Source organism: Streptomyces sp. NPDC034086 (assembly GCF_055575515.1).
Genome location: NZ_JBVISM010000001.1, coordinates 301,921 through 320,207, shown reverse-complemented (window position 1 = coordinate 320,207; position 18,287 = coordinate 301,921). Strand labels below are relative to the sequence as shown.

The 18,287-nt window shown below is 73.7% G+C and carries 15 protein-coding genes and 1 tRNA gene; 7 read left to right on the top strand and 9 right to left on the bottom strand.

Features of this window, described 5'->3' with window-relative positions:
* Positions 1–17: 17 nt before the first annotated feature.
* From ACZ514_RS01480 to ACZ514_RS01460, 5 genes are all read left to right on the top strand, one after another.
* Positions 18–1,220 (top strand): oxygenase MpaB family protein, encoded by a 1,203-nt coding sequence (locus ACZ514_RS01480; protein WP_469123787.1) that lies wholly within the window; start codon positions 18–20, stop codon positions 1,218–1,220.
* 283 nt (positions 1,221–1,503) lie between these two features.
* The gene (locus ACZ514_RS01475) at positions 1,504–2,331 is read left to right on the top strand and encodes a helix-turn-helix transcriptional regulator (RefSeq protein WP_469123786.1); all 828 of its coding nucleotides are present in this window, start codon (positions 1,504–1,506) and stop codon (positions 2,329–2,331) included.
* Positions 2,332–2,377: 46 nt separating this feature from the next.
* Complete coding sequence (locus ACZ514_RS01470) at positions 2,378–3,313, top strand: sterol desaturase family protein (RefSeq protein WP_468174436.1); 936 nt, start codon at positions 2,378–2,380, stop codon at positions 3,311–3,313.
* A gap of 119 nt (positions 3,314–3,432) precedes the next feature.
* Positions 3,433–5,271 (top strand): ABC transporter ATP-binding protein, encoded by a 1,839-nt coding sequence (locus tag ACZ514_RS01465; RefSeq protein WP_469123785.1) that lies wholly within the window; start codon positions 3,433–3,435, stop codon positions 5,269–5,271.
* On the top strand, positions 5,268–6,980 hold the full coding sequence (locus ACZ514_RS01460) for an ABC transporter ATP-binding protein (protein ID WP_469123784.1): 1,713 nt from the start codon (positions 5,268–5,270) through the stop codon (positions 6,978–6,980). The genes ACZ514_RS01465 and ACZ514_RS01460 overlap by 4 nt, the downstream gene beginning before the upstream one ends.
* A 138-nt stretch (positions 6,981–7,118) precedes the next feature.
* On the opposite strand, the gene ACZ514_RS01455 is transcribed toward ACZ514_RS01460, so the two are convergent.
* The 5 genes from ACZ514_RS01455 to ACZ514_RS01435 form a co-directional block, all read right to left on the bottom strand.
* Positions 7,119–9,992: an AAA family ATPase gene (locus ACZ514_RS01455; RefSeq protein ID WP_469123783.1), complete on the bottom strand. Its 2,874-nt coding sequence runs from the start codon at positions 9,990–9,992 to the stop codon at positions 7,119–7,121.
* Between the two features lie 109 nt (positions 9,993–10,101).
* Positions 10,102–11,766 (bottom strand): peptidoglycan-binding protein, encoded by a 1,665-nt coding sequence (locus ACZ514_RS01450; RefSeq protein WP_469123782.1) that lies wholly within the window; start codon positions 11,764–11,766, stop codon positions 10,102–10,104.
* Positions 11,767–11,929: 163 nt separating this feature from the next.
* The gene (locus ACZ514_RS01445) at positions 11,930–13,042 is read right to left on the bottom strand and encodes a S8 family serine peptidase (RefSeq protein WP_469123781.1); all 1,113 of its coding nucleotides are present in this window, start codon (positions 13,040–13,042) and stop codon (positions 11,930–11,932) included.
* A gap of 569 nt (positions 13,043–13,611) precedes the next feature.
* Positions 13,612–14,109 carry an allene oxide cyclase barrel-like domain-containing protein gene (locus tag ACZ514_RS01440; RefSeq protein WP_468174446.1) on the bottom strand — a complete coding sequence of 166 codons (498 nt, stop codon included), beginning with the start codon at positions 14,107–14,109 and terminating at the stop codon, positions 13,612–13,614.
* 252 nt (positions 14,110–14,361) lie between these two features.
* Positions 14,362–14,435: transfer RNA gene (locus tag ACZ514_RS01435), tRNA-Pro, on the bottom strand.
* Between the two features lie 160 nt (positions 14,436–14,595).
* Between ACZ514_RS01435 and ACZ514_RS01430 the strand changes: the two genes are divergently transcribed.
* Entirely contained in the window at positions 14,596–15,297 is a 702-nt protein-coding gene (locus ACZ514_RS01430) for a transketolase (RefSeq protein WP_469123780.1), read from the top strand.
* 12 nt (positions 15,298–15,309) lie between these two features.
* Positions 15,310–16,206, top strand: coding sequence for a transketolase family protein (locus ACZ514_RS01425; RefSeq protein WP_468697971.1), 897 nt, complete (start codon positions 15,310–15,312; stop codon positions 16,204–16,206).
* A gap of 24 nt (positions 16,207–16,230) precedes the next feature.
* On the opposite strand, the gene ACZ514_RS01420 is transcribed toward ACZ514_RS01425, so the two are convergent.
* From ACZ514_RS01420 to ACZ514_RS01405, 4 genes are all read right to left on the bottom strand, one after another.
* Complete coding sequence (locus tag ACZ514_RS01420; protein WP_468174452.1) at positions 16,231–16,776, bottom strand: GAF domain-containing protein; 546 nt, start codon at positions 16,774–16,776, stop codon at positions 16,231–16,233.
* Complete coding sequence (locus tag ACZ514_RS01415; protein WP_468697976.1) at positions 16,773–17,393, bottom strand: GTP-binding protein; 621 nt, start codon at positions 17,391–17,393, stop codon at positions 16,773–16,775. The genes ACZ514_RS01420 and ACZ514_RS01415 overlap by 4 nt, the downstream gene beginning before the upstream one ends.
* On the bottom strand, positions 17,371–17,712 hold the full coding sequence (locus tag ACZ514_RS01410) for a DUF742 domain-containing protein (protein ID WP_469124175.1): 342 nt from the start codon (positions 17,710–17,712) through the stop codon (positions 17,371–17,373). The genes ACZ514_RS01415 and ACZ514_RS01410 overlap by 23 nt, the downstream gene beginning before the upstream one ends.
* Positions 17,713–17,834: 122 nt before the next feature.
* Entirely contained in the window at positions 17,835–18,266 is a 432-nt protein-coding gene (locus ACZ514_RS01405; RefSeq protein ID WP_468174548.1) for a roadblock/LC7 domain-containing protein, read from the bottom strand.
* Between the last annotated feature and the right edge of the window lie 21 nt (positions 18,267–18,287).

The window sequence follows — 18,287 nt, the reverse complement described above, 5'->3', positions numbered from 1 at the left end:
ACACCGGGAGCAGCACGATGACCTACACCCAGGCGTCCATGGACGCCCTGCGCACCACGGGGGACGAACTCGCCGACGCGACCGTGGCGGCCCTGTTCGAACACGGCGACGTGGGCAAGTTCAACACGCTCATGCGCCACTTCTCCAGCGTCGGGCAGGACCTCCCCGAGGGCCTGCCCGAAGTCGCCCGCGCGTACCTGCACGAGACCGCCACTCCCCCGGCCTGGGTGGACTGGGGCGAGATGGAGAAGGCGCGGATGTTCTTCATCGACAACAACGTGCACATCTCCACCGCGCTGTCCTTCGCCTCGATGCCCGCCTGCTACGTCCTGCCGCACGTGGCCAGGCTGCTGTCGGCCACCCACTCGCTGAAGTACCCGTCCAAGCGGATGGCCGAGACGGGCCAGTTCACCGTCTACCTCATGCGGCCGGACGCCTTCGAAGCGGGCAGCCGCTTCATCCCCGCCGCCCAGAAGGTACGGCTGCTGCACGCCTCCATCCGCCACCACCTCGGGCGCGAGGACCGCTGGGACACCGCCGCCCTGGGCACGCCGATCTGTCAGGAGGACATGATCGGCGGGCAGATGATGTTCTCCCTCCAGGTCCTGGACGCCCTGCACCGCCTCGGCATCCACATGAGCACCGAAGGCGCCGAGTCGTACTACTACGCCTGGCGGGTGGTCGGCGCCATGCTCGGCGTCGACCAGGACCGGGCACCGGAGGACCTGCCGTCCGCCCGCGCCTTCTCCGACCTCTACATGACCCGTCACATGGGCCCGAGCGAGGAAGGCGCGCTGCTCACCCGCCAGCTCATCGACCTCTACGAGGAGGTCGTGCCCGGCACCTTCTTCGACCCGCTCGTCTCCGCCCTGATCCGCTACCTGATCGGCGACACCTGCGCCGACTGGCTGCACGTCCCCCGCACCAGCTGGGACACCCTGGTCAAGGCCGCCCCCGCCCTGCTGGGGGTGCTGGAGACGATCGAGGACCGCTCACCCCTGGCGGGCTGGGCCCTCGACCGGCTCGGACACCTGACCAGCGTCCTCGAACTGTCCGCCCTCACCCGCGGCCGCGTGATGCACTACGCCATCCCCGAACAGCTCAAGAACGACTTCGGGGTCGGCGGCACCATCCCGCCCAGGAGCCGCTGGACCCCGCCGCCGGCGACCGTCTCCCCGGCATGCCAGGAACCGCCCGGCGCGCCGGGCTCCCCGGGGTGAGGTGACCGTGCCGGGCCGCGGCACGGCGCGGGCCCAGCCGGTGGCGGCTCCCCCGCCGCCGGGCGGCCCCCGCCTCCGTATACTCCCGGTGTTCCGACGGGGGCCGGTGGCGCGCGGGACACGACCGGGTGGGGAGGATCATGCACGTGGGCTTGACGAGGGACCCCGGCCGTCCGCATCGGCCCGTCAGGGCGGCGGGCGCGCCGGCCGCCGTTCGGCGCACCCGGACCGGCGGGGGCGACGGCCTCCCGGGACCGCTCCGTCCGCCGGGGGCGGGGCAGCCGTGAGCACGGGCACCGTGGAGCCCGCCGCGTCGCCGCCCGGGGGCGGTACCGACGCCTGGCGGGTCGAGGTCGACGCGGCGCCGGGCCGCCTGGTCGTGGCCGGGGTGATCGGCATGGCACGGGAGCACGCGCACGCCGCCGTACAGGTGCTGGCGTGCGGCACCGGCAGGGTGCTGCTGAGCGACGGGCGGGACGAACTGCCCGTGCGAGCGGCCGTCATCCCCGCCGGGCACGCCCATCGCGTGCGTCCGGCACCGGGGCCGACGCCGATGGGGGTGATGGTCTACCTCGACGCGGACACCACCGCCGGACGCGCCCTGCACGACACCGCGTCCGGTGGCGGCGTGGCCTGCTGGGCGGCCGCCGCGTCCGTGTTCGCCGGGGCCGGCTCGCCGTCCGCCGCCGTGTCGGTGGCGGGCGTGCTGCGGGCGCTGGACCGGCTCGGCGCCGCCGCCCCCGGGCAGCCCCGGCACCCGGCCCTCGCGGCGGCGCTGGCGGCGCTGCCGGGCGCGGTGGCGGACGGGCCGGTGCGGATGGGCGAGGTCGCCGCCCGGGCCGGGGTGTCCGCGAGCCGGCTGGGGCACCTGTTCGCCGAGCAGTTGGGCTGGTCGTTCCCGGCGGCGGTGCGGTGGGCGCGGCTGCACGCCGCGATCGTCTCGGTGCGCGGTGGGGCGAACGCCACCGAGGCCGCGCACGCCGCCGGGTTCTCCGACAGCGCCCACCTGACCCGCGTGTGCAAGGCCATGTTCGGCATCACCCCCTCCCAGGCCCTGGCCGGCGCCCACTGGACGCCGACGGCCGGCCCGGACACGGGGCCGGACCGGTAGCGGATCCGTTCAAGCCGTCGGACACCGCGGCCGCGAGGCTGTCGGTATGCCTACAACGACCGCCGCGGCGCCCGCCGTCGGCCCCGCTCGATTCCTGGTCCGGTACGCGTACGTGCCGTTCATGCTGCTCGGCGTCAACGGTGCCGCGATCTGGCTGGTCGCCGCCGGCGCCCCGAAGCCGTGGCTGCTGGCGCTGCTGGCGTTCGCGGTGGGCTGCTCGTTCGTCGCCGAACGCGTGCTGCCGTACCTGCCCGCGTGGAACACCCCGGACGGGGACGGCCGCCGCGACGCCGTCCACGCGTTCGTCAACGAGGTGTTCACCCTTGCCGGACTCGCCGTCGTGCCGGCGGCCGCCGCGCTCGCGCCGGCCGGAGGGGTGTGGCCGGACAGCTGGCCGCTGTGGTGCCAGGTGCTGCTCGCCATCGCCGTCGCCGATCTCGGGATCACCCTGGTGCACCGCGCCAGCCACCACGTCGGCTGGCTGTGGCGGCTGCACGCCGTCCACCACAGCGTCAAGCGTTTCTACGGCTTCAACGGCCTGATGAAGCACCCCCTCCACCAGAGCCTCGAGACGCTCGGGGGCGTCACCCCGCTGCTGCTGCTCGGCATGCCCCTCGACGTCGCCTCCGTCCTGGCCTTCACCGTCGCCGTCCAGCTGCTCCTCCAGCACTCCAACGCCGACTACCGCACCGGCCCGCTCAACAAGGTCCTCGCCCTCAACCAGGGCCACCGGTTCCACCACCTGAAATGGGCCGGCATCGGAGACGTCAACTTCGGCCTGTTCACCCTGGTCTGGGACCACGCCATGCGCACCTACACCTACGACCCGGACCGGCGGTTCACCTCCGAGGACCTGGGCATGGCCGCCAAACCCGACTACCCGGCCTCCTACCTCGCCCAGCTCGCCGAACCGTTCCGGTCCGGCAAGCCGGACACCGGCGCCCCGAACACCGGCGCGCCGCGGACCGGCGCCCGCACCTGACGCCCAGCCGGGCGTCCTTGATCACGGCGTGCGGCCACCGCCGCACCCCCACGCACCCCCATGGCCGCCGGCCCGCCTCCGGGCCCGGCCGCGACGGGATCGACGAAGTCTGGAGGACCATGACCACCACCGACCCCCTCCCCGCCAGGGAGCGGTCCGCACCACCGCCCGCGGCCGGTTCCGCGGCGGGAGACGCCACGACGGGGCTGCTGCGCCCCCACTACACGAGCTTCGCGGTCGTGGTGACGCTGCAGGTCATAGGCGCCCTCGCCGGTCTGATGCCGCTGCTGGCCGTCGTCGAGCTGGGGCGCACCCTGCTGGCGCCCGGCCCGGTCGATGAAGGCCATGTCCGGGTCGTCGTGCTCGCGGGTGCCGCGGGCCTCTTCCTGCGGCTCCTGTTCACGGCCGCTTCGTCAGGACTCGGACACGTCGTGGACGGCCAAGTGCAACTGGCGCTCCGCCGGCGGCTGGCCGAGCGGCTCGGGCGGGTACCGATCGGCTGGTTCTCCCGGCGCCGGACCGGTGAGCTGGCCAAGGTGGTGGGGGACGACGTCAGCGCGGTGCACCCGTTCATCGCGCACGCCCCCGGCGAGCTGGTCTCCGCCTTCGTGGTCCCGCTGGCGTCGCTGGTCTACCTGTTCACCGTCGACTGGCGGCTCACCCTGATCACGCTGATTCCGGTCGTGCTGGCCGTAGCGCTGGTCCCCCTGATGATGACCCCGGCCCGGCTGCGCGAGCAGCGGGAGTTCGACGCGGCCATGGGACGGATCTCGAGTTCCGTCGTCGAGTTCGTCCAGGGCATCGCGGTGGTCAAGGCGTTCGGGGCGTCGGGGCGCGCCCACCGCAGGTTCCTGACGGCCGTGGACGACTTCGTCGCCAGCTTCTTCGGAATGGTGCGCGGGCTCGCCGGCATCGCCGCGGGGATGCAGGTGGCGCTGTCGCCGCCGTTCGTACTGTCGGTCGTCCTGATCGGCGGTACGACTCGGATCACCACCGGTGGCATGGCTCCGGCCGACCTGCTGCCCTTCCTGCTCCTCGGACTGGGACTGACCGCTCCGGTGGCGGCCCTCGGCCACGGGTTCGACGACTTGCAGGCCGCCCGCCGCGCCGTGGGCCGGATCCGGGAGGTCCTCGCGGTGCCGTCGCTGCCGGAGCCCGCGCGCCCGGTGGCACCGCGGGGTCACCGGGTGGAACTGCGCGGCGTCCGATTCGGCTACGAAGCCGGCCACGAGGTCCTGCGCGGGGTCGACCTGGTCCTCGAACCGGGGACGACCACCGCGGTCGTGGGGCCGTCGGGCAGCGGGAAGTCCACGCTGGTCCAGCTGCTGCCCCGGTTCTTCGACCCGACCCACGGTTCGGTGACCCTGGGCGGCGTGGACCTGCGCGAACTGGGCAGCCGGGAGCTCTACCGGACGGTCTCGTTCGTCTTCCAGGACGTCCGCCTGCTGCGCGCGTCGGTCGCCGACAACATCGCGCTGGCGGTACCGCACGCCGGCATCGACGACGTGATGCGCGCCGCCCGGCTGGCGAACGTCCACGACCGGATCCTCGAACTGCCCCGCGGATACCGGTCGGTGATCGGTGAGGACGCCGGGCTGTCGGGTGGTGAGGCACAGCGGATCGCGCTCGCCCGCGCACTGCTCGCCGACGCGCCCGTCCTCGTGCTCGACGAGGCGACCGCCTTCGCGGACCCGCAGACCGAGCAGGCCGTGCGGCGGGCCCTGGCGACGCTGGAGGGCGACCGGACGGTCCTGGTCATCGCCCATCGCCTGGAGACGATCGCCGACGCCGACACCGTCGTGATGCTGGAAGACGGACTGATCGTCGAACAGGGCCGGCCGGCCGAACTGCTGGCGCGGTCCGGCAGGTTCGCCGCGTTCTGGCGATCCCGGAGGACGACGCCGGCCGACCCGGTCGCGACGCCGGACGACGTACCCCAAGGAGGCGGGACCCGATGATCCGCATGCTGCTGCGCGTGCTGGGCCGCGAACACGCCCGGCCGGTGCGTCGCACCGTGGCCCTGATGACCACGACCGCGGTGGTCGAGGGCCTGTCCTACGCCCTGCTGGTTCCCGTGCTGCGGGCCCTCTTCGGCAGCACGCCCGAAGACGCCTGGCCCTGGCTGATCGCGTTCGGGGCCGCGGTCGCGGGCTACGCGGTACTGCGTTACGTCAGCGACCGGTCCGGTTTCCACGCCGGGACCACGCTGCTGCGCGGCACGTACCACCGTCTCGGCGATCACCTGGCCCGGCTGCCCCTCGGCTGGTACGACGCGGGCCGCCTCGGAGAGGTGTCCGTCATGGCCAGCCGCGGCGTCCTCCAGGCGATGGGCGTGATCGCACACCTGCTGGGCCCGTTCATCTCCGCCTGCGTGACCCCGCTGACGGTCGTCGTCGTCATGCTGGCCTTCAACTGGCAGCTCGGTCTGGCCGCGATGGCCGCCGTACCGATCGTGGCGGTGATCCAGATCCGGACCGGCCGCTCGATGGCCGCCGCCGACGCCGAGCGGCACGCACGCGACCGCGAGGCCACCGGCCGGGTCATCGAGTACCTCCAGGCCCAGCCGGTGCTGCGCGCCGGAGGCCGGACCGTCGAACGCTTCGGGCTGCTCGACGACTCGCTGCGGGACGTCGAGCGCGCGTCCCGGCGCTCCGCGCTGTCCGCGCTGCCCGGCGTGGTGGGGCTGACGCTCGCGGTCCAGACGGCGTTCACCGTGGTGCTGGCCCTGGGCGCCTACCTCGCGCTCGGCGGGGACATCGGCGCGGCGGAGGTCCTGTCGATCCTGGTGCTGGCCGCCCGCTGCGCGGACCCGCTGCTGTCCCTGGCGGACCTCGGCGGCCAGCTCCGCGGCGCACGGTACGAGCTGGCGAGGCTCGAGGAGGTGCTGCGCACCGAGCCGCTGCCGCAGGCTCCCGAACCGGTCCGGCCGGTGCGCCACGACCTGGAGTTCGAGTCCGTCTCCTTCCGGCGCGGCGGCCGCACGGTGATCGACGGCCTGTCGTTGTCGTTGCCGCAGGGGCAACGGCTGGCCGTGGTCGGCCCCTCGGGTTCCGGCAAGAGCACGTTCCTCCAGCTGCTCGCGAGGTTCTACGACGTGGACGCGGGCTCCGTGCGCGTGGGCGGTGTGGACGTACGGGCGGTCGACCCGCAGGTGCTGATGGAGCAGTTCGCCATCGTCTTCCAGGACGTCTACCTCTTCGACGGCACGATCGAGGAGAACGTGCGCCTGGGCCGCCCCGACGCCGACGAGGCCGAGGTACGGGCGGCAGCGGCGGCGGCGCGGCTGGACGAGGTGGTCGAGCGCCTGCCCGGTGGCTGGTCCGCGCATGTCGGCGAGGGCGGGGCGCTGCTCTCGGGTGGTGAACGCCAGCGCGTCTCGATCGCGCGGGCCCTGCTGAAGGACGCGCCCGTCGTGCTGCTGGACGAGGTGACCTCGGCACTGGACCCGGTGAACGAGGCGGCCGTCCACGAGGGCATCGAACGCCTGATGGCCGGCCGGACGGTGGTGACGGTCGCCCACCGGATGCGGACCGTCCGACGCGCCGACCGCGTCGTCTTCCTGGACGGCGGCCGGATCGTGGAGGAAGGCAGCCACGACGAACTGCTGCGCCTCGGCGGCCGCTACGCCGATTTCTGGAACGTCTCCCTGGCCGCGGGCGGCGCGTGACGCGCCGGGCCACGGCGGTCGGACCGGGCCGGCGGCCCTGCCGGAGCAGGTGCGCCGGCCCGGTCCGGGCCGCAAGACGCGCAGGCCGTATGCGTCCGGCGGTCTGACACCTGGGTCAGGCGCGGTCCGGACGCGCCGCTACTCGGCGGCCCGGGGTTTCGTGGTCGTCGCGGCAAGGGCGTCCGCGAGGCGGGTCCTGCTGCTCACTCCGAGCTTGCGCAGGGCGTTGGCGACGTGGTGTTCGGCGGTCCGGGGCGAGAGGCTGAGCTGCTCGGCGATGGCGCGGTTGGAGAGTCCTCGTGCGGCGAGCACGGCGACCTGGTGTTCCCGGGGGGAGAGCTGGTCGCCGTATCCGACGGGGCCGCGCTTGTTGGTACGGGTGAGCCCGTGGTGGCGCAGCAGGCGGTTGCCGTTGCCGCTGTCCCAGGTCGCGCCGATGCGTCCGTAGATCTCCAGCGCCCGGTCGCCGAGCTCCTGTCCCCGCCGGCGGTCGGCCGGAAGCACGCAGCGGGCGGCGCCCTGGACGGCGTGTCCGGTCTCGAGCGGTCTGCCGGCCTCGGTCCAGGCCCGGGCGGCCCGGGCGAAGAGCGCCTCGGCGGCATCGGGGCGCCGGCCGGCCGCGGCGAGGTGGGCGCGGCAGGCGAGGAGCGACGCGGTGGCCGCCGGGGCACCGCGTCCTTCGATGCCGTCGGCGAAGTCCCCGACGAGCTGCCGGGCTTCGGCGTGGCAGCCGGTCCGGACGAGGGCCTCGACCGCGACGGGGGCCAGATCGGTGGCCCAGAGCCATCCGCCGGTGCGGCGGATGTGGCCGAGGGTGTCCGCGGCGGCGGCGTGGGCGTGGTCGGGGCGGTCGGCGGCGAGGTGGATGCGGGCGAGGGCGGCGGCGGAGGCGGGCAGGACGATCCCGGTGTCGAGCTGGGAGGTACGGGCGGCGTTCGTCAGGTCCTGGCGCGCGGTGGCGGTGTCCCCCCGCTGGTGGAGGGCGAGCAGCCCGCGGACGAGGAGGGCCTCGGCGGTGAGGTCGCGGATGCCGGCGTAGAGGTGGACGGCGCGCTCGACGCGCGCGGCGAGGCCGTCCCAGTGGCCGGTGGTCCAGGCGAGGAGCAGGTGGGCGGTATCGGCGAGCCCTTCGAGGTAGGGGATGCCGTCACGTCTGAGGAATTCGTCCGCCTGGGCGAGGTGGCCGCGGGCGGCGGTGGGGTGGCCGAGCGCGATGGTGGCGTGGGCGAGGTTGACGCGGGCGCGGGCGAGCTGGACCTCCTCGGCCGGGCCGGAAGGGGTCCGGGGCAGGGCCGCTGCCGCGTTCCACGCTTCCGGGTCACCGGTGAACATGAGGACGCTGGCCCGGTTGACGGCGATGGCGGTGCGCTGGACGGGGTCCGTGATGCGCGGGACGAGCGCTTCCGCCCGCTCCAGCCATCCCAGGTGCTGGGTCAGCGGCCAGCCTTGGACGACGGGGAGGGCGATGGTGGACATGGCGCGGGCGGCGAGCTCGGGGGCGGTGTCGGTGAGTTCGTGTGCGGCCCGGGCGAGCTCGGCCAGCCCGGCCAGTCCGAGACCCGCCTGGTTGCGCATGAGGGTGCCCAGGTAGAGGCGCAGCTCGGCGGCGGCGGCACGGGGCGGGTCGTCCTCGGTGAGCGTCCGGCGCAGGGCGGGGATGATGGCGTCGTCCGGCATCGCCGACAGGGCGGCGTTGCCGAGTTTGAGGCCGAGCCGGATCCGGGCGGCGGCGCAGGGGTGGTCGCTCAGCGCCGTCAGGTAGTGGCGGGTGGCGGTGCCGGTGTCGCCCTGGGTGGTGGCGCGGTCGCCGGCGGCTTCGGTGTAGCGCAGGTACGCCTTGGTGTGGCCGGCCTGCTGGTAGTGGTGGGCGATCTGGGCGAGGGGCGGTGGTGAGACGTGGGCGAGGACGGCCTTGGCCGCGCGCAGGTGCAGGGGACGCCGTTCGAACTCGCAGACGGCTTCGTAGGCCGCCTGGCGGGCCAGGGCGTGGCGGAAGTCGAGGGTCCCGGCGGCGGCGGGGTGCAGGACGCCGTGTTCGAGTGCCAGGGTGACGGCCCGGCGGGTGTCGGCCTCGTTCAGTCCGGTGATATCGGCGAGCAGGTCGACGGTGACGGGACCCGCTGCCACGGCGGCGGCGGCGATGACGTCGCGGGCCTGCTCCGGGAGGAGTGCCAGACGTTCCAGGAACACGCGCCGCACCGGGGCGGGCAGGATGATCGTGTCGTCGTCTTCCAGGGTGCTGCCGTCGCCGTCGCCGTCGGTGATCAGCCGGATGACTTCCTCGATGGCGAAGGGGATGCCGGCGGTGCGGCGGTGCAGACGTTCGGCGCAGTGCTCGGACGTGTGGTCCGCGCCCATCAGCCGGGCCGCCAGCTCTCCCGTCTCCGCCGCGGTCAGGGGGCCCAGCCGGACTTCGTGGACGTGTGGGCCGGACAGCCAGGAGGCCGGTCCGCGAGGTCCTGCGGCGTGGGGAGCGTCGTCCCGGTCGGTGAGTACGACCGTGAGGCCGGCGGGCAGGCAGGTGGTCAGGACCCGCAGGAACTCGCGGGTGCTCGCGTCGGCCCAGTGGACGTCCTCCAGGATCAGGACCGCCGGGTCTATGGACCGGAGCAGTGCGTAGATGGCTCCGTGCAGGCGGTAGGTCTCGGCCGGCTCGTAGCTGATGACGGAAAGTGACGGTGGCAGGAGGTCCGCGAGGTCGGGCAGGAGGAGACGCAGGGCGCCCGCGAGTGCGGGTACGTCCCGCAGCGCACGGGCCGGGAGACAGTTGAGCGCGGCGATGACCGGTCCCAGGACCGGTGTTCCCGCCGTCTCGGAGCACTGCCCGATCAGGTGCGGGAGGCCCTTCAGCGCGGGGGCCCGAAGGAGCTCCTGGACGAGTCGCGTCTTGCCGATGCCGGCCTCACCGGTGATGACGATGATGCTCGGCGGCCGGGCCGCCACGCGCGACAGCGTCGCGAGCTGGGCCGCGCGTCCGATCAGGGGGGTGGGGATGGGCCGTGAAGCGTGCACGGGAGGCTGGCTCTCCTGGGGGGTGATGCGGGGGGATGCGCCGCGCGGGGGCTCTGCCACGAGCCGTACGGGCCCGCCCCCGCGGGGCCCGTACGGCGGTGCCGTGGGGTCAGTGGCGTTCCGACAGCTGCTGGTCGTAGAGGCTGGCGGGTGCCACCGCCTTGCCGGGGCTGACGACGGTCCCGAGTGCGGGTGGGGTGGGGAGTTCCTTGTCGTGCTTGCCGGGGACCTGCTTGCCGGTGATTCCGTAGGCCCAGTTGTTGGCGGTGGGCGGCGTCAGGATGGCGTACTTCGCGGCCTTGGTGTTCCAGAACATGTTGTTGGCGCCCTGCCAGCCGTGGCCGGTGCCGCCGTCCCAGGCGTTGGCGGCGATGAACGCGCCGTCGCCGCCGCTGATGGTCAGCTGGTCGTACAGGGTGCCCGAGGCCCAGCGCATGTGCGGGCCGGCGTCGACCTGTCCGTGACCGGTGACGGACGTGGCGGTGGAGCGGGTGAAGACGTTGGGGCCGGCGGCGAAGGCCTGGGTGGTCCATGCGTGGACGCGGTCGCCGGTGACGGTGGTGTCACGGACCAGGACCTGCTGCCCGCCGACCATGAACGCGGGCGGCGGGGCCAGCCCGTCCGGGACCGCCATGTTCAGGTCGGCGGCCCGCTCGATGGTGACCCGGCTGGCGTTGTCGTTGACGTAGAACCCGGAGCCGAAGCGGGTCAGCTTCACGTCCTTGACCCACACGTCCCGTGCGGCGCCGATCGTCACCAGGCGCGAGGCGAAGGCGCCGGCGTCCTTGTTCTTGCCGTCCTCGGGCCGCCCGTAGTCGGGGTCCTCGGTGAAGGCCTTGGCGTCCGCGGCCAGGTTCTCCACGCCCGCGTCGGTGACCTGGCCGGCGAGGGTGTAGTGCCAGGCGGTGCCGCCGCCGTACTTGTTCTCGATCGCGGTGGTGATCGGGGCGTCCAGCGTGAGGGTCTTCCCGGAGACGGCCACCACGGTGCGTACCGCGAGGATGCCCGAGTTCGGCGTCCAGGACTCCCCGCCGGGGATCTTGTTCATGCCGATCGCGTCGATCCACTCCTGTGTGGTCGGGCGCTGGACCACGATCCGCTCGCCCGCCTTGAACGAGGAGGCGTCCTGGAGGGTGACCTTGGTGGCGCCGACGGGCACGTCGTCGGCGATCGCCACCCGCTGCCCCGTCCGGGTGTAGTCAGCGTCCCCGCCGATGGTGATCAGCGATCCGGGCACGCCCTTGGCCTCGAGCAGGGTCCCTCCCTTGCCGACGTCGGTGCCGGAGCCGCGCAGGACGACTCCGTCCGCCAGCTTCAGGGAGGCCGTGACCCGGAACCGGCCCGGGCCCAGGAGGACCGCCACGGGCCCGCCGGCGGTCTTGGCCTTCTTCGCGGCCGCGTTGACGGCGTCCTGGATGCGGGGGGTGTCGTCACCGTCGCCGGCGCGCTCGTCGACGCGTATGACGACCGCGGCGGCGGGCAGGGCGACACCGCCGCCCTTGTAGCCGGCCGAAGAGAAGTCGGGGATGCGGTTCCCGGACGCGTCCGGCGTGTAGGACAGCTTGCCGTTGACCAGCTCCAGCGAGGGCACCTTGGCCGTGCCCGGCGGTGTGGCCTGCGCCGCCTGCTCGTCGCTCTGCACCCACACGACCGCCGTCGTCGCGAGCGCCGCGACCGCGCAGGCGGCGGTGATGCGGCCCGCGCTCATCGTCCTGCTGTGCCGCCCCTTGCCCTTCCGGTCCGGTGCCGGCTTCTTCGTACGCCTGGCGCTCATCGCGCTGCTCCTCAAAAGTGGTGCGGGGGCCCTACTACCCGGTAACAGGAAATCGTAGGTCCAATGGAAAATCTAGTCGAAGATTCTTTGGTGATAGAACCGTGATGCGTAAGGATCTGCGGTCAGGACCCGCCGGGCGGAATGGCCCGGCGGGCCGACGGGGTCAGAACTTGAGGGACCAGGCGTTGATGGAGCCGGTGTCGTCCTTGGCGTTGTCGGCAACGCGCAGGTTCCAGGTCACCGTCAGGGCCGCCGGCGCGTTGCCGCCGACCCCGGAGGCGCCGCTCGGCGGCGGAGTCGTGCCACCGTTGCCGACGCGGAGCAGCTTGTTCGGGGATCCGGCCCTGGCGTCGGTGACCTCGTCGGGGGTGGCGTCGGCCCCGAGCTCGTCGCGGACCCGCGCCGTCGGCCAGGACGGGTTCGCCGCGAGGACCAGGGCGGCCGCGCCGGCCACGTGCGGGGAGGCCATGGACGTGCCGCTCTTCACCGCTGTCGCCGTGTCGCCGGAGCAGGAGGCCGAGGTGATGTTCACGCCCGGGGCGAACACGTCGACCCCTCTGATGACGGTCGACCACGGAGCGGACCCACCGCGGTCCCGCACCCGTACGGCGACCGGCTTCGCGCCCTTCGCGACCCCGTAGGCGCTGCCGCCGGCCGTTCCGGCGACGTGGGTGCCGTGGCCGCTGCAGCCGAAGGCGTCGGAGTCGTTGGAGTCGTTGGGGTCGTTGTCGACGAAGTCGTAGCCGCTGACCGCCCGGCCGCCGAAGTCCTGATGGGTGAGGCGGATGCCCGTGTCCACGACGTACGCGGTCACGTTCGCGGCGGTACCCGGGGAGGCGTACTTCCCGTCCAGCGGCAGGTCCCGCTGGTCGACGCGGTCCAGACCCCAGGTCGGACCGGGCTGCGTCTCCGCGGCGCGCGCCATGCCGTCGGCCTCGACCCGGGTCACCGCCGGGTTCGCGGCGAGACGCTTGGCGGCGGCCTCCGGCAGACGGACGGAGAAGCCGCGCAGCGCGTCGGTGTACACGTGACCCAGCGCGCCGCCGTGCGCCTCCACCAGGTCGCGGGCGTGCCGCTCGACCTCACCGCGTCCGACCGACGCGTTCAGGGTGACGATGCAGGAGTCCCTCACCACGTCGGCGCGCCCGGCGCCGACGATCACCCCCTCATCGAGGGAGGTGGGGGCCACGCTCACTGCCGTACCCGCCCCGACCAGCAGGGCAACACTCGCGCATCCTGCGGCCACCGCGCGCAGACCCACAGCGTGGGAACTCATGCAGATTCCTCCTCGACGACTGTCCGGACCACGCCGGCCCGGCAACCACGGAGCGACCCCCGCCTTCGGGGCAGGACGAAACCAGGCCGCGGCGGCCTGGCGAAGCCACCGCGACCCGGATCCGTACCCTTGGGCCCCACGACCGTCCGGCCCGTGCCCGCGGTCCCCGCAGCGTGGGGCGGGCACGACCGCGAGACCCCTGCGGCCATGCCCACGCTCGACGGCCACTCCCCTGGGGGAGGCTCCGTGGCACATCCGGCCGCGTTCGAGCGGGCGGCCGGGGTGTGCCTACGGACGAGCCGCCGTCGAACTCCCCACAGCATCGTCCGAGCAGGGGGAACGAGACAATCCGTATCGGTACCTAAAAATTTCGCCGGCCGCCCGGCCGGCCCGACAGGTCCCGGAAAACGAGCAAGGGGCCGTTCCGGATCGCTCCGGAACGGCCCCTGCGCGTTTCCCGCCGACACCGACCGCACGGTGATCGCGACCGGCGCTCCGCTGCGCACGGTCGGGCGGGCGGGTCCGGGCCGCGGGCGCGGGAGTGGGGGTCAGGCGGACGTCGGGGTCCGTCAGACGAGGTGGATCGTGAAGCGCCTCACGACCTGGGGGGTGGTGGCGATCGTGTCGGAGTGGACCCAGCCGCGGGCCTTCTTGTACTCCCCGGTGCCGCCGGTGATCGCGCTGTCGAAGGGACCCTGGTCGAGGTAGTTGAAGTACACCCCCTGCGTGGTGAGCTGGCCGCCCGGCAGGACGTAGGTCACGAGGCACTGCTCCGCTTCGTCGGCGCCGCCCCGGGTGGTGGTGCAGGTGCCGTGGGTCTCGCCGACCCTGTTGTGGTCCTCGTCGAAGAGGACCGAGCGGACGACGACTTCATCGCCCTGCGAGACGCTGCCGGGGGTGACGGGGAAGCGGCTCAGCTGCTGCACCTCGGCCAGGAGGGTGATGGTCCGGTCCTTGTCCCTGTCCTGGGCGGAACCGGTGTCCGTCGCGGCGGCCGCGACGGGGGTGCAGGCGAGGAGGGTGACCAGCGTGGCCGTGCCGAGGCAGGCCGCTCTGATGGGGCGCATCGTGCGTCTCCTGAGGTCGGTGTTCGGGAATGACCGGATGGCGAACTTCCATCCGATTTTGTTCGATTCCCTTCATACCTCCGCCCCCGCCGCACCACGGAGCACCCGGGCACGAACCACCGGAACATCCAGCCGGTCGGACCAAAGCCGACCCGCCCGCACGGGCCGTCCCGGCCCCGGCAGGTCCAGAAAACGATCAAGGGGCCGTTTCGGATTGCTCCGAAACGGCCCCTGATCTGCGACTCTTTCGAGTCGGGACGACAGGATTTGAACCTGCGACCCCTTGACCCCCAGTCAAGTGCGCTACCAAGCTGCGCCACGTCCCGATGCCCGTTGACCTGGGGTTTCCCCCCGGCCCGACCGGCACGAGAACAATACCGCACTTCGAGGGGTGGTCGCGCGCACCTTTCCGGCGCCGACGCCGGGCGGGGTGCGGGCGGGCCGGGGCTTGACCTCGAGCATGCTTGAGGTCCGATCGTTGCCCGCATGACACGGGTATCCGCGGACACCGGGCTCCGCTACGACGATCTGGACCGGCTGATCGCGCTCATGACCGGGGCCGAGAAGCACGGGCCCGCCGCCACCTCCACGCTCGACGTGCTGTGGGTGCTGTACGACCGCGTCCTGCGCGTCGGTCCCCGCAGCGCCCAGGACGCCGGGCGGGACCGGTTCCTGCTGTCCAAGGGGCACGGCCCGATGGCCTACTACGCCGTGCTCGCCGCCAAGGGGTTCTTCCCCGTCGACTGGCTGCCCGGCTTCGGCACGTACGATTCCCCCCTCGGCCACCATCCCGACCGCACCCTGATCCCCGGCGTGGAGATCGGCAGCGGCTCCCTCGGGCACGGCCTGCCGCTCGCCGTCGGCAGCGCGCTCGGGCTGCGCGCCCAGGGGCTGGACGAGGCCGCCGTGTGGGTGCTGACCGGGGACGCGGAACTCGACGAGGGCAGCAACCACGAGGCCATCGCCCACGCCGGCTCGGCCGGGCTGGGGGCACTGCACACCGTGGTGATCGACAACGACTCCGCCACCCACGGCTGGCCCGGCGGGATCGCCTCCCGCTTCGAGGCGGCCGGCTGGAGCGCCGTCACCGTGGACGGACGGGACCACGCGGCGCTGCACGCCGCCTTCACCGCACCGCATCCGGGCCGGCCGCACGCCGTGGTCGCCCGCGTCGAGAAGAAGTCCTGAAGGGGGAACGGCATGGACACCATGCGGGAGCGGTTCATCTCGGTCACGTCGCGGCTGCTCGACGAGGACCCCCGGCTGGCCCTCGTGCTCGCCGACATCTCCGTGGACGGGTTCCGGCCCGCCCTGGAACGCCACCCGGACCGGGTGATCAACGTCGGGATCCGCGAACAGCTGCTCGTCGGCGTGGGCGGCGGGCTCGCCCTCACGGGGATGCGCCCCGTGCTGCACACCTTCGCCGGCTTCCTCGTCGAGCGGCCGTTCGAGCAGGTCAAGCTGGACTTCGGGCACCAGGGCACGGGCGGGGTCCTGGTCAGTGCCGGCGCCAGCCACGACTGGCCGGCCGGCGGGTTCACCCACATGGCACCCGGCGACGTGGCGCTGCTGGACACCCTCGACGGCTGGACGGTCCACGTGCCCGGCCATCCCGACGAGGCCGAGGCGCTGCTGCGGGACGCGTACGCCGCCGGGGACGACCGGGTGTACGTCCGGCTCTCCCAGCAGTCGAACGGCGCGCCGCGCTCCGTCGGCGACCCGCGCTTCCAAACCGTACGGGAGGGCCGCGCGGGCGTGGTGCTCGCCGTCGGCCCGCTGCTCGACAACGTCCTCGCGGCGACCGGGGGCCTGGACGTCACGGTCCTGTACGCGGCCACCGTGCGCCCCTTCGACGACGCGGCCCTGCGCGCCGCCGCCGGGCGGGCCGCGGCCGACGTGGTGCTGGTCGAGCCGTACCTCGCCGGCACCTCGGCGGCGGCCGCGGGGCAGGCCCTGGCCGAGGTCCCGCACCGGGTGCTCGCCCTGGGCGTCGGGCGGGCGGAGCTGCGCCGCTACGGGACCGTGGACGAGCACACCGCCGCCCACGGCCTGGACGCCGGCTCCCTGCGGCAGCGGATCACCGCCTTCCTGCGGTGAGCGCGGCGGGCCGCCGGGGGCGCCTCACGCGCGGCGGTCCTCCCGGCGCCGCAGCAGCTCCGCCAGCTCGGCGGCCAGCGCCTTGACCGTCGTGAGGCCCTGCGTCCCCCACCGCCTCGGCACCACGTCCACCGCGCACACCGTGCCGAGGACGAAGCCGCGCCGGTCGGTGAGGGGCGCTCCGAGGTAGGAGCGCACCCCGCTCTCGTCGACGACGGCGTTGCCGGCGAAGCGCGCGAAGTCGCGTACGTCCTCCAGGACCAGGGCCCTGCGCCGGACCACCACGTGCGGGCAGTAGCCGTGGTCCCGGGGCAGCGCCCGGGCGGGGTAGCCGCTCGCCGCGGCGTCCGGCGCGTGGTGCAGGCCCGCGAAGAACTGCCGTTCCTCGCCGACGAAGTTGACTCCCGCGTAGGGGGCCTCCAGCGTCCGGGCGACCCGGCGCGCAAAGGCGTCGAGTTCCTCGTCGGCCCGCTCGCCGAGGTCCATCTCGCGCAGCCGTACGGCCCGCGCGGGTGCCTCCCGGTCCACCGGGGTGAGCAGCAGGTGGCCGGTCGACTCGTAGTAGGTCATGGTGGTTCCCCCGGATCGGTATGTGGTGGGCGGCCCTGCCGGGCCGTGGACAGCAGGTGGTGGACGAGGGCGGCCAGGGCCCCCGTACCGGAGCGGGTCAGCCGGGCGTCGCAGCGCACGACGGGCACGTCCGGGCCGAGCCCCACGGCCTCGCGGACCTCCTCGGTGGTGTAGCGGTGGCTTCCGTCGAACTCGTTGACGGCGACGATGAAGCCGATCCCGCGGCGTTCGAAGAAGTCCACGGCGGGGAAGCAGTCGGCGAGGCGGCGGGTGTCGGCGAGGACCACCGCGCCGAGCGCCCCCGCGCACAGCTCCTCCCACAGGAACCAGAAGCGCTCCTGCCCGGGGGTGCCGAAGAGGTACAGGACGTGCCGGTCGTCGAGGGTGATGCGCCCGAAGTCCAGCGCGACCGTCGTGGCCGTCTTCGCGGCCGGCCCGTCGAGCCGGCCGGAGCCCTCGCCCAGGCCGCTCAGCAGCTCCTCCGTGCACAGCGGCTCGATCTCGCTCACCGCGCCCACGAACGTGGTCTTCCCGGCCCCGAACCCGCCCGCGACCAGGATCTTCAAGGTCGGGGGCAGAGCCGGGGCCTCCGTCTCACAGCCGTCGGCGCAGGCCATCGAGCACCGCCCTCAGCAGCGACAGGTCGTCGGCGGCGAACGAGCCGCCGCCGCGGGGGAACCGGGGCGCCTGTGCCATGACGGCCCCGTACTCCATCAGGTCGGACAGCAGCACCTTCACCACCACGGCCGGGAGCCGCAGCTGGCCGGCCACCTCGGCCACCGTCACCGCCGCCGCGCCCGCGCACAGGCGCAGGGCGAGGGTGTGCTCGGTGCCGAGCGGGACCCCGGGGCGGACGCCGGTCGCGGTCATCACGGACAGCAGGTCGAGGGTGACGGAGGGGCGGGTGCGGCCGCCGCTCGCCGTGTACGGGCGCATCACGCGGCCCGCGGAATCGTCCAGCCAGGGGGTGTCCCGGGCCGTGGGGAAACCGCCGACCGGGAAACCGCCGACCGGGTAACCGCCGACCGGGTAACCGCCGGCCCCCCTCGCCCAGGCCCTCATCGCTCCGTGTCGGCGACGGGCCGGCGCGGCGGAGCGGCGAGGTACGGCCGTACGCTCTTGACCAGCATCGCCATCTCGTAGCCGAGCACGCCGGCGTCGGCCTCCCGGTCCGCGAGCACGGCCAGGCAGGTGCCGGAGCCGGCCGCCGAGACGAAGACGAGCGCCGTGTCGAGTTCCACGACCACCTGCCGGACCTCGGCGCCGTCCCCGAAGCGGGCTCCGGCGCTGCGTCCCAGGGAGTACAGGCCGCAGGCGAGGGCGGCCATGTGGTCGGCGCTGTCGGAGTCCATGCCGTGGACGCAGGTGACGAGTCCGTCGGCGGTGAGGAGGACCGCGCTACGGGTGTACGGCACCCGTTGGACGAGACCGCTGAGCAGCCAGTCGAGATCGGAGAGGCTGCTTGTCCTGGTCGCCAGTTCGCCGGCCATGGGGGTGTGCTCCTTGCTGGG